Genomic DNA, 11,888 nt, shown 5'->3' with positions numbered 1-11,888 from the left:
AGCAGGGCGGCAGCACGCGGCCGCCCTGCTCCGTCCATCAGTTTCCAGCCGTCGGCGTCAGTTCCAGGGTCATAACCTGGAACGGCGCCAGCGTCAGCGTGCTCGGCTGATCCGCATCCAGATTCATGGCCGACTTGCCTGCCTCGTCGTGCCAGGGACTACGCGCACTGAAATGCCGTGCGGCGCCCGGAGGAAGTTCCAGCTGTCGGGCCAGATCGATCACGGCAAGCTGTGGCTTCGCATCGGGGTTGCGCAAGGTGATGATCGCCTTCTTTGGCGTCCATGACGCCCAGCCATACACGTCCAGCCGTGCCGGATCACCGCCGATCCAGTGCGTGTCGCGCAGCACGTCGGCATTCGCGCGCGACCAGCGTGCGGCTTCGGCCAGCACATCCCAGTCCTGCGTCGTGAGCAGGTCGGGCGTGATGTACATCTCCTGCAGTTGCGTGCCGCTGCCGAAATACGAGCGCACCTCGTTACCGAAGTCGTGCCCCGGATCGGTGTTGAGCCTGCGGTTTTCCTTGGCGTAGATGATGCCGTGGAGCATCAACGAGTTCAGCGGATACAGCGGTCCCTTCACCACGATGTTGTGGTACGTCTCGCGATCGCGATAGGTGATCCAGCGCTCGCGCTTGCTGCCTACACCGGTCAGCTCGTCGTCCTCGCCGTCTCGCCAGATGGAGTCGGCATAGCGCAGCCAGAACGGCGAGGCGGTCGTGCCGGTGGTGAGGTTGATGAAGAGATCGGGCTTGGCCTCGCGCAGGTCGTCGATGAGCTGGATGGCGGCATCGAAGTCGCTGCTGAAACGGCTGCCCGGAAAGACCTTGTCGGCATTGCCGGTGCCATCGAACTTGAACTGGTTGATGCCATCTTGCTTGACCAGATCCATCACCGCATCGTGGAAGCGCTGGTAGTACTTCGGACCCGACAGTGCCAGGCCGCCGTCGATGATCTCGTAACCCGCCGCGCGACCGCGCTCGACACGCTCCTGCTTCGGTGGACCATAACCGCCCCAGGGCGACAACCACATGCCTGGTGCGGCACCGTACTTGGCGGCCGCGTCGCGAAGCGGCGCAAAGCCATGCGGAAAATCCTTGCTGAAATGCCAGCCGCCGCTGCGATCGTCCCAGCCGTCGTCGAACAGATAGGAATCCAGCTTCACGCCACGCTTTACGCTCAGCTCTTCACCGAAGGCATGGATGCGATCCAGCGCCTGCGCTTCGGTGTAGGGCGTGAAATAGCCGATGTCGTACCAGGAGTTGTAGTGCAGGAAGGTGCGATAAGGATGCGCCCGCTCGCGTTCGATATAGGTCAGAAAGTCACGGCGCAACTGATTGTCGTGCGTGACGCCGGCCACTGCCGAGTAGGTGATCGACTGCCCCTTGGGCAATGGCAGGCCACGCTCGATCCACAGCTTCACCTGCTTGCCGTGGACTTCACTGGAAGAAAGCGGATGCTCTAAGCCAAAGTAATCGTGCCCCGCCACGATGGGCGAGCCCTGCACCGTGCCCATCACCTCGGCCTCCGCTGCCTGCGCCTGCAGCAACTCGACCTTGGCGATGCTCTCGTCCTGCTTCAGCGCGGTAATGGTCACCTGCTCGCGCAGATACTCCGAACCTTGGCGCTGGATCCACTGCCAATCGATACGGAAGCGCCCGGCTGCGTCGCCAAAGCTGGCCTGCACGGTTTTGCCCGGCACGCGTTCGACCAGGCGCGAGGCCTTGGGGTCGGCCGGCAACCCGACCTCCTTGGGCGCGGATAACACTTGCAAATCGTTTGATGAGATCCGGCTGCCGTCCGCCATCACCAGCGCAAAGGGCGCACTCAGCGGAAACTCCTGATGATTGACCGCATCGACCACCACCATGTCGCTGAGCTTGCCGTTCGATAGCTTCCACCTGGCGGCCATGCTGCTATTGCCGAATTGCTCTACATCGCCCTGCTTCGAGTACATGGCCACATGCTCGTCGGCCTTAGCGCACAACGCGCTGGTCAAACTGGCTGCCAGCATGGCCACCAGCAGACGCCGTTGGGCTGTATGGCTTCCGTTGCCCACGCGGCGGGTAAAGCGGGAATTCCATGACATGTTCCAAACCTCTCGTACGATCCAGGGGCCACGCGGCGCGCTTGTTACATCGCGCGATCCGGGTGAGAAAGCGCCACGGTGGATGCCGCGGCGCATGGATTGCGGCTGACGACTAGAACTTCTGCTGATAACGGACGTAGATGAAACGGCCGATGTCATACGATGCGTTGTAGTTATACGGCGTATCGCTGCCTGCATAGCCGCCATAGACATACGGCCCCTTGCGATTGAAGACATTGTTGGCGCCCAGCGAAATGGTGCCATTCCACGGGGCCTTCCAATACACCTGCATATCGTCAAAGGTTACCGAGGCGATCTGGGTCATCGGCTGCACGCCGAACCCTGGCGCGTAGTAGTTGGGCAAGGTGCACGGGAACGCCGAGATGGAATTCGGCGGCGGGAACGCGCATGGCGCCTTCAAGGGCGAGAAGTAGCGCATGGTCCAGCTGGCACCGACGTCATGCCACGACCAGTCCAGCGTGACATTGCCACGCAGCCGCCATACCGACATGGCCGTCTGTGCTGATGCGATGCCGGTGCCGTAGACCACGGCTGAGCCGATCGTCGGCAGCGTGTCGAAGCTGGTGACGTAGGTACCGTTCATGCTCAGCTTGAACTGCCCGAACGAGAACTTGGGCAAGGCATAAGCGGCGGAAAAATCGTAGCCGCTGGTTTTCTGCCAACCCGCATTCGTCTCCAGATTCAGCAGATTGATGATCTGCCCCGTACCGGCCTGACGCTGGAACTGGCCGCAAGCCGACTCGATGCCGTACTGATAGCAGTTGGCCAATACCTGGTCATTGGTGATCCCGGTGATCAGGTTGCGGATGTTGTAGCGCCAGTAATCCAACGTCACGTTGAACCCTTCCAGCCACGACGGGCTGTAGACGAAGCCGACTTGTCCGTTATAGGACGTCTCCGGCTTAAGGTGCGGATTGCCGCCGTTATAGCTTTCGGTAATACCCGCCGCGTCGACCTGGGTCACCGGCACACCATTGACATCGACTTGACGGAAGTTGGCGCCGACACCGGGCAAGCCGGCGACGCCGTTCTGGCAACGCTGTGCGACGGCCGGGCTATAGCCATAACCGGCCGGCCCATAAACCGCATCACAGGGATCGGTAAAGCCACCTGCGTTGTAGCGCCCCTGATAGAGATCGTTGACGGTGGGTGCGCGAAAGCCGGTACCGTAGCTGGCGCGAACCAACAGATCATCGATAGGCTGCCAAGTCAGCTTGAACGAAGCATTGGTGGTACCGCCAAAGTTGCTGTAATCCGAGTAACGGATGGCTGCATCCAGCGACAGGCTGCGGATCGCTGGCAGGTCTTTCAGGAACGGCGCGTTGATCTCGGCATAGGCTTCGTTCAAGGAATAGCTGCCGCTGTTCGGGCCCACCGCGCCGTCGGTGGAATAGCCCGCCGCCGCAAATGCGTCCGGCCGGTCGTAGCCCGATACGTTGCGATGCTGCACACCCGTGGCAAAGCTGAACTGTCCACCGGGCAGTGCGAACAGATTGCCGCCGAAGTCAGCTGATGCGGCTTTCTCATCGCTGCCGTAGTGCTCGACGCTGTTGATCGACAGATAGTTGAGCATGGCCGAGGTGACGTTGCCGAGCGGATTCAGCGGCACGCAACCGGCAATGACATTGCTCGGCGTTCCGCAGTGCACGGTGCCGTCGGAGCCAAGGAAGGACGGGCCAAGTGCGTTCTGCGCATTGATCAGGTTGAAGTAGCCTGTGCGCGTATTCACGCCGGTGATCTTGCTGTCGTAGTAATTCACGTCCCAGTTGAACAAGTGGTCGCCCACGCCGAAGTTGCCATCCAGGCCTGCGCTGTAGCGATAGTTCTTGGGATCGTTGTAGCTGTTGTAGGTAAGTCCGGCGATCCGTCGATAAAACTTCACGTCCTGTGGCGTCATGCCGGGCTGGTTATAGGGGTTGTAGTAGCTTTCGGCGGACAGCAGGGAGGGAAAATCGTCGTGCCCACCCATGCCGCTATACAGCGCCGCCGTGCCCGCCGTCGCCGTCTCGCGATCAATGTTGTAGCCGGCATTGAAGCGGGCGGTGATGTTGTCGGTGATCTTGTAGTGCGTGTCCAGGTACAGGTTCTTGGTGGTATCGGCCGTGCGCAGCATGTACTGGTGGCCGCTGTCCCGGTTGTAGGTGTAGTCGCCAGCGTCGGCAAGGCTCGCCACGTCCCCGTTCGCGCTATAGGTCGGCTTTACGATTCGATGGTAGTCGTTGAGATCGGAACCATTACCGCCCGGATTGAGCGCGATGCCATGGTGGCTTCCGTCCGCAAAGGTGGCGTTGGTGATGATCGGCTGGAAGCCCACATAGGAACGACCGTAGTAGGGGTGACGATCGGTCCACGGATAGCTGGAGAAACCCCGCGAACTCGTCCACACCGGATCCTGCTCCTGATACGAGGCGCTGAAGACCACACCCCACTGCGAGGTGGTCTTGCCGAAGGTCACGTCGTACTGGCCCTGCTTGCCATCGCTATGCGGCGCGTACATGCCGTTGTAGGTATTGATCTCGACACCGCTGAAGTCCTTGCGCGTGATGATATTGATCACGCCCGCGATGGCGTCCGAACCGTAGACAGCCGAGGCGCCGTTGGCCAGCACGTCGATGCGCTCGATCACCGCTACCGGAATTACGTTGATATTGGTATAGCCGCCATGCGCGGCGCCGATGCGCTGGCCATCCACCAACACCAGCGTGCGCGGCGCACCCAGCCCACGCAGATTGATGAACTGTCCGCCCTGATTAGGGCCGAGATCGCCGGGTGCCGACATGCTCAAGTCGGGTGTACTGGCGGAGGATACGTTCTGCAGAATCTGCCCCACCGTGGCGAAGCCCTGCCGCTGGATATCCTCGCGCGTAATCGTAAAGACCGGCTGTGCATCCGCCACGTCGACGCTGCGGATATTCGAGCCGGTCACGCTCACCTGCTGCAGGCTCACTGCCTTGCCGGCATCCGCTGGATCCGCGGCAGACTTCTTCGCCGGCGGCTTGGCCACGGTGCCATCGGCCGACGCGGCGGAAGGATCACTCTGTGCGAACGCATTGCCGGCCAGGGCCAGACCACCGACCGCACATGCCAGCCGCATCGCCATGATCGCTCGGCTCACCGACAAAGCCAGCAACTTTTCCCCCGTGCCATCAGCCTTACAACAACCACTCTTCCGTGCATTCATGAATAACCCTCTCCCATGGTTCGCTAGCGAGCTGCGCAGACATTCCCTCTCCCCGTCTGTTACAGCCGTTGATGAATGCCCTTGGAAAGTCGTTTATCCAGGGCGTGTCTTCACTGCTTGATAGCCACCCGCGCGAGCGCACGGCTCGCGGGGACAGCTGGCCGTTCAATCAACTTCGTTTCACTGCGTCCGACAGACGACGCACGCGCACCTGCGCAAGCAAGCGCTCAACCACTTGTCTCTCGACAAAGCCGGTTTCCTCGGCGACGGCGTTGGCGGCGCCGCAGGCCACACCCAGTTGCAAGGTCTTTTCCAACGCCAGGCCGCGCACGCTGCCCACCGCCATCCCGGCCAGCAGGCAATCGCCCGAACCGACCGTGTTGCGTACGTCTGCCAAATCAACGGATGCGTGCCAGACGCCACTCGCATCGGCGGCGATCGCGCCCAGCGCCCCCATCGTCACCACCGGCATGGCGATGCCGCGTGCGTATAGATCAAGCGCCGCATCGGCGGCGGCGGCCAGGTCATCGATCGGGCGCCCGAGCAGCTCACCGATTTCATCGCGATTGGGTTTGACCAGATAGGGGCTGGCGGGCAGCGCCTGGCGCAGGACCTGCCCACTGGCGTCGACCATGCACCGTTTGCCAACGGCGTGGGCACGCGTGGTCAGCTCGCCATAGGTGGTCTCGGCAAAACCGCGCGGCAAGCTGCCCGAAAGTATTATCAGCTCGCTTTCGTCCAGACAGCGCTGGAGTGTCGAGAGCAGGCTCTCCTGCTGCGAGCTGGTGAGTTGAGGTCCTTGCCCGAGAATCTCGGTGATCTGTCCCGTGGCGTCCTGCACGGCGAGACAGGTACGGATGCTCGCGAGGGTCTCGACACCATGGAATAGCACATGACGCTTGCTCAAATGTCGGGCGATCAGGTTCCGGTGCGCGGCATCGACGAGACCCACCAGCTGCACACGCTCACCCAGCGCGGCGATGGTCTGCGCAACATGCAGGCCTTTGCCGCCGGGATACACCTGCTCGTCCAGCGCGCGATTGACTTCGCCCGGTTGCAGCGAGCCGACCCTGATCAACCGATCGATGGCCGTGTTGAAACCGCCCACGGTGATCATGGCGAACCCACCAGCAAGGCTTGCGCTTCCTCGGCCGTGGCCTGTCGCGTGGTGCCGCCGATGCCACGCGTCGACAGGCTTCCGCAGGCGCTACCCCAACGCATGCATTCGAGCAGTGACCTGTCGCGCAGCCATGCGTGCAGAAAGCCGGCGTCGAAGGAATCACCAGCCCCCGTACTATCGACCGCATCGACGACCCAGGCGGGAACTTCGAGCAGGCGTCCATCCAGGAGCGTGGCGCAACCCAGGCGGCCGCGTTTCACGATGGTTTGCGTGCAGCCGTTGTCGAGCGCGATCAAGGCATCGAGCAGATCGGCGTGACCGGTGATCGCCTTCAACTCCTCCTCGTTGGGGAGAAACAGATCAAGCTCGCACAGCACGTCGATCAGGTCAGAACCCCATAGGCGATCCGGATCGAACCCCGGGTCCAGCGAGGTGCTGAGGCCGGCCGCCCGCGCGCGTGCCAACAAGGCCTGGCAGCCTGGACGTAGCGCCTTCTGCAGGTAGTAGGAGGAGACATGCAGGTGATTGGCCTGCGCCAGCATGGACGTGTTGATTTCGTCGGCCTGCAGCGACGCGATTGCGCCTGCATAGGTAACCAGCGCGCGATCGCGCGGCGTGGACAAAGACACAGTGACGCCCGTGCGCAAGGCGGCATCGGGATTCAGCGACCTCACGTCGATACCAGCGCTATGCAATGCATCCAGGCAATAGTTGCCCCACGCATCGCATCCCAGCTTGCCGTGAAAGGCGACGCGGTTGCCCAGCCGTGCCAGCCCCATCGCGCAAATCATCGACGAGCTTCCCGGCGTGATCAGGAAGTCGTCGGCCAGCACTTCCTGGCCGGGTTCAGGCGCGCCGCTAAGCCCCTTGAATACGAGATCCACATTGATCTCGCCGGCTACCAGCACCTGCTTCATGGGAGCGGCCGCTGTCACGCGCCCGCCCCGTGGATGGCGAACTCCTGTACGACTCGCGTCAGCACGCCCTGCGACGGTGCGTCGGGGTGATCGCCCAGGTGCATGCACTTGAACATCGCCAGCAGCTGGCCCGTCACCACGCCCGCCAGCAGCGATGACAACTCGCCATCCGCACTCAGCTCGGGGAGCTCGATCGCTACATCGCCAGGCGCCAGGATGTCGGCGGGAATGGCCGCACCTACCAATAGCTTCGCCGGCATGCCTAATTGCTTGCGCGAGAGTTCGCGCAGCAGATCGAGTTCATAGCTGCGCACGGCAGGTTCTGGCGATAGAAAACCCACGATCAGCGTGGTGGGACGAATGCTGGACATCGGGCCGTGGCGCAGGCCCAGATAGCTTTCCGCCATGGTGATGACCTTGCCGCCGGTCATCTCCACCATCTTCAGCGCCGCTTCGTGGGCAGCGCCGATGGCGCCACCGCTGCCCAGATAGACGGCTGCGTCGAAGTCGCATTCGGCAAGCCGCGCAATGGCGTCGGCCTGGTGATTGAAGACGTGTTCGACCGCGGCAGCGACACCGCCGACGGCATGCTCGCCAAGCTCGCGATCTCGCCCGAGCGGGAGTCCGCTACCGGCCACCAGCAGATTGGTGAAGCTGCTGGTCATTACCAGACTGCGGTCGTTGGTGCGCTCGTCCAGTACCAGCACGCTTACCCGCGGATCGTGCTTATAACGCGTCGCCAGCTTGCCCTTGGCATTGCAGGTGATCACCAGATGGAGCCAGTCCGGCACGTCGGCCAGCATGCGATCCACCACGCCGCAGCTTTCGGGACTGTCGCCCGAGCGGGCCAGCGAAATCAGCAGGCCGGGACCCGGGGGGAGCACGCTATGCCAGTGCGTTAGCAAGGTGCCGGCCGCAATTGCTTGCGCCGAGAGTCGCAGCCCTTCCTGCAAGGTCGGGGCGAGGCATTCGCCGATGTACATGGAACTGCCCGAGCCCGTCAGCACGATGTGTCGGGGGCTCAGCTCCAGGATCCGGGCCAGTCGTTGCGCCACATCGGGCTGGCGCAGGAGCGCCGCGGTGTTCTTCCACGTCTCCGGCTGCTGCAGGATCTCGCGCAAGGTGTCGGCATAACCCGCCGAACGCTGTACGGACAGCGGCTGCTCGCGCAGTTCGGCCAGGGTGATATTTGCTTTCGTTTTCTTATCAAGTATTGACATTTCGCCCGATTCGCTTGAATGTGAAACCGTTCTGTCACGAAATGCAGGGTATTCGAAATGAATCTGGGCTTACAAGCACTTTCGAAATCTTCCGAAAAGTTTTCGAAATTGTCTCTCTCGCATGGCAAACGCACCCGCCTATGGCGCCTGCTGTACGGCAGCGGTCCGCGCAACGGCAGCTTGCTGGTGCTGCCGCTGGACCAGGGTCTGGAACACGGCCCGACCGACTTTTTTCCCCACCCGCCGGCGCTCGACCCGAGCTACCAGTTCCGCCTTGCGGAAGCCGGCGGTTTTTCTGCGATTGCGCTGGGCATCGGCCTGGCCGAGAAGTACATGGCCGATCACTGCGGCCGCGTGCCGCTGATCCTCAAGCTCAATGGCAAGACCAATATTCCGAGCGATGCGGACGCCACCTCGCCGCTGTTTGCCTCGGTGGAAGATGCCGTGCGCCTGGGCGCTGATGCCGTCGGCTACACCATGTACGTCGGTTCACCGCGCCAGCACGATGAGTTCCGCCAGTTCGAGAAGGTGCGGCAGGACTGCGAGCGTTACGGCATGCCGCTGGTGCTGTGGTCGTACCCACGCGGCGCGGCGATCGATGCGAAGGGCGGCAAAGGCAGCTTGTATGCGCAGGACTATGCCGCTCGCGTGGCGCTGGAACTCGGTGCCGACATCGTGAAACTGCACGAGCCCGACGCCGAGCGCGCGAGTGCGCCCAAGCCCTACAACACGCTGGACGAAGACGCCGCCACGCGCAGCAGCCGCGTCGTACGTTCCGCCGGTCGCACCATGGTGCTGTTCTCGGGCGGCGAGAAGGACGACGACGATGACGCGGTGCTGCGCAAGGTCGAGTTCTACATGGAGCAAGGCGCGACCGGCGTGATGTTCGGCCGCAATATGTGGCTGCGTCCGTTCGATCAGGCAGTGGCACTCACCCGCGCCGTGCACGACATCATGGCGCGCTACCCGCGCTGAGCAGGACCGGGCGATGCTTCCTGCAAACCGACACGGCGCGCGGCGATCCCAAGCGGATCGCCGCCATCAACTCAGCGTGACGCGCACCGGCTGCGGCTGCTGCGCTCCGCCCATGCTGGGCGGGGGCAGCAGCAAGAATCCGTTGCAAACGGCACCCAGCGGGGGCGATACCGCGCTGCGATTGGCGGAATTCCAGCCACGCAGCATGTTGCACGTCCCCGTGACGCGGGTGGAGCAACCGGCGTTTCCGGTGATCGATGTGCACACTCATCTGAGCTGGATGAGCGAAACGCGTAGTGGCGTGTCGCTCGGCCAGGCCATGACCTACTTTGCCGATCCGGCCGAGCTGCTGCCGCTGATGGACCGCAAGGGCATCCGCAGCATGGTCAATCTCACCGGCGGCACCGGGCGCGGACTGGAGGAAACCATCGCGCGCTTCGATGCCGTCGCACCCGGTCGTTTTCTCACCATGACCGAGCCATCGTTCGAGCTGTTCGCCGAAACCGACTACCCCCGACTTCAGGCCGAGGCGATCGAACATGCGCGCGGCATCGGTGCCGCCGGCCTGAAGCTGCTGAAGACGCTGGGCCTGTATCTGCGCGAAGGCATCGACCAGGGCGCGCTGGTGGGTGTGGACGATGCCCGCTTCGAACCGATGTGGGAAACCTGCGCCGCGCTGAACATGCCGGTGTTTATCCACACCTCCGATCCGGAAGCATTCTTCCTGCCCGGCAACAGCAGCAACGAGCGCTACGAGGAACTGGCCCGTCATCCGGACTGGTCGTTCTATGGCCCTGAGTACCCCAGCCATCGCGACCTGCTGGCCGCGCGTGACCGGGTCATCGCCCGCCATCCGGACACCACCTTCGTCCTGATGCACGTCGGCAACCAGGCGGAAGACCTCGCCTCCATCGCGCAATGCATGGACCGTCATCCGAACGTGCAGGTGGACATCAGCGCGCGCATCAGCGAGCTGGGCCGCCAGCCTCGCCAGGCCCGGCGTTTCTTCGAGCGATACCAGGACCGTATCCTGTTCGGCACCGATGCCGTACCTGCGCCGTATGGCAACGACGTACCCCAGCAACTGCTGGGCGACGAGCTCTACGAGATCTACTACCGATTCCTGGAGACAGAGGACGAATATTTCGATTACGCTCCAGCGGCCGTCCCGCCGCAGGGCCGCTGGTCGATCTATGGCGTCGGTCTGCCGCCCGAGATCCTGCGCAAGATCTATCACGACAACGCCGCTCGCCTGCTAGGGATACCCTGATCCATGAACAAAGGACGCAAGGCCCCCGCGCCACCGACGAAGCTGCTGGTCGAGGAGCGCAGGCGCCGGATCGTCGAGCGGGTCGAGCAGCAGGGCCGTGCTACCGTCGAGGAGCTGGTATCGCTGTTCGATATCTCGGCGGTTACCATCCGCGCCGACCTCGAAGCGCTCGACCGGATCGGCGCGATCAGCCGCTCCCATGGCGGCGCCTTGCCCGCGGGCCCTGCGCAGCTGGACACCCCGCTCAATATCAAGGAAACACGCCACCACGCGCAGAAGCGGCGCATCGGTCAGGCCGCCGCCCGGCTGATCCAGGACGGCGACACCATCATCCTCGACTCCGGCTCCACCACGGTGGAAATCGCGCGGCAGATCCGCCAGCAAAAGTGGACGTCGCTGACAGTGATCACCAATGCGCTGAATATTGCGATGGAACTGTCCGGCCTTCCCGCCGTGCGCGTGATGATGCTGGGCGGCCTGTTGCGGCAGACTTCATATTCGCTGGCCGGCCCCGATGCGGAACAAACCCTCTTGCGACTCTCTGCCGACCGCCTGTTCTTAGGCGTCGACGGTCTGGACCCCGAAGTCGGCGTTACCACACCCGACCCGCTGGAAGCCTCGCTCAACGCGCTGATGATCCGTGTATCGCGGCAAACGGTCGCGGTGCTGGATGCCAGCAAGTTCGGCCAGCGCAGTCTCTCGGTCATCGCACCGGTGAGCAGCTTGGGCCTGGTGATCAGCGACACCGCCGCACCCGCCGAATACATCCAGGCGCTGGAAGCGCAAGGTGTAAAAACCCTGCTGGTGTAAATCGCCTAGCGCGGCGGTCGCAGCGCCGAGTCGCGCAGCGCCGCCTCGTGCTGCACTTCGTCGTGGCCGGCAATATCGAGCGCGTCCAGCAGACCATGGCCGGGCGGATGACGCAGCGCCGTCGGCGGAACGGTGATTTCAGTTCCGTCGCCATCCAGCAATGGCTTATCGGTGGGCGGTGTCGTATGCATGGCCAGTTCCTTGAGAGTCCGGAAATACTAACCAGCCGGCACCCTGCCACGCGAGTGCCCCCATCGGACGGGACATGGGGAGGCGAGCGGCCGGCGT

The 11,888-nt window shown here is 63.1% G+C and carries 10 protein-coding genes; 3 read left to right on the top strand and 7 right to left on the bottom strand.

Going from position 1 to position 11,888, the window contains the following annotated elements; genetic code table 11:
- Positions 1 to 37: 37 nt before the first annotated feature.
- From ACT01B_RS06140 to ACT01B_RS06120, 5 genes are all read right to left on the bottom strand, one after another.
- Positions 38 to 2,086: an enterotoxin gene (locus ACT01B_RS06140; protein ID WP_445146491.1), complete on the bottom strand. Its 2,049-nt coding sequence runs from the start codon at positions 2,084 to 2,086 to the stop codon at positions 38 to 40.
- A 112-nt stretch (positions 2,087 to 2,198) separates the two neighbouring features.
- The gene (locus ACT01B_RS06135) at positions 2,199 to 5,222 is read right to left on the bottom strand and encodes a TonB-dependent receptor plug domain-containing protein (RefSeq protein ID WP_445146490.1); all 3,024 of its coding nucleotides are present in this window, start codon (positions 5,220 to 5,222) and stop codon (positions 2,199 to 2,201) included.
- A 235-nt stretch (positions 5,223 to 5,457) separates the two neighbouring features.
- Positions 5,458 to 6,405, bottom strand: a complete 948-nt coding sequence (locus tag ACT01B_RS06130) for a 1-phosphofructokinase family hexose kinase (protein WP_445146489.1) — start codon at positions 6,403 to 6,405, stop codon at positions 5,458 to 5,460.
- On the bottom strand, positions 6,402 to 7,325 hold the full coding sequence (locus ACT01B_RS06125; protein ID WP_445146488.1) for a carbohydrate kinase family protein: 924 nt from the start codon (positions 7,323 to 7,325) through the stop codon (positions 6,402 to 6,404). The genes ACT01B_RS06130 and ACT01B_RS06125 overlap by 4 nt, the downstream gene beginning before the upstream one ends.
- A 14-nt stretch (positions 7,326 to 7,339) precedes the next feature.
- Complete coding sequence (locus ACT01B_RS06120) at positions 7,340 to 8,545, bottom strand: SIS domain-containing protein (RefSeq protein ID WP_445146487.1); 1,206 nt, start codon at positions 8,543 to 8,545, stop codon at positions 7,340 to 7,342.
- 108 nt (positions 8,546 to 8,653) lie between these two features.
- Between ACT01B_RS06120 and ACT01B_RS06115 the strand changes: the two genes are divergently transcribed.
- Complete coding sequence (locus ACT01B_RS06115) at positions 8,654 to 9,520, top strand: class I fructose-bisphosphate aldolase (RefSeq protein WP_445146486.1); 867 nt, start codon at positions 8,654 to 8,656, stop codon at positions 9,518 to 9,520.
- Positions 9,521 to 9,586: 66 nt separating this feature from the next.
- On the opposite strand, the gene ACT01B_RS06110 is transcribed toward ACT01B_RS06115, so the two are convergent.
- The gene (locus ACT01B_RS06110; RefSeq protein ID WP_445146485.1) at positions 9,587 to 9,727 is read right to left on the bottom strand and encodes a hypothetical protein; all 141 of its coding nucleotides are present in this window, start codon (positions 9,725 to 9,727) and stop codon (positions 9,587 to 9,589) included.
- Here ACT01B_RS06110 and ACT01B_RS06105 point away from each other — a divergent pair.
- The gene (locus ACT01B_RS06105) at positions 9,726 to 10,790 is read left to right on the top strand and encodes an amidohydrolase family protein (protein ID WP_445146484.1); all 1,065 of its coding nucleotides are present in this window, start codon (positions 9,726 to 9,728) and stop codon (positions 10,788 to 10,790) included. The genes ACT01B_RS06110 and ACT01B_RS06105 overlap by 2 nt on opposite strands.
- Positions 10,791 to 10,793: 3 nt before the next feature.
- Complete coding sequence (gene agaR / locus ACT01B_RS06100; protein ID WP_445146483.1) at positions 10,794 to 11,600, top strand: transcriptional repressor AgaR; 807 nt, start codon at positions 10,794 to 10,796, stop codon at positions 11,598 to 11,600.
- 5 nt (positions 11,601 to 11,605) lie between these two features.
- On the opposite strand, the gene ACT01B_RS06095 is transcribed toward agaR, so the two are convergent.
- Positions 11,606 to 11,791 carry a hypothetical protein gene (locus tag ACT01B_RS06095; protein WP_445146482.1) on the bottom strand — a complete coding sequence of 62 codons (186 nt, stop codon included), beginning with the start codon at positions 11,789 to 11,791 and terminating at the stop codon, positions 11,606 to 11,608.
- Positions 11,792 to 11,888: the final 97 nt, after the last annotated feature.

It is taken from the genome of Dyella sp. Tek66A03 (assembly GCF_052567735.1).
Note: the sequence above shows the minus strand (reverse complement) of the source record. Positions and strands in the feature narration are given on the sequence as shown.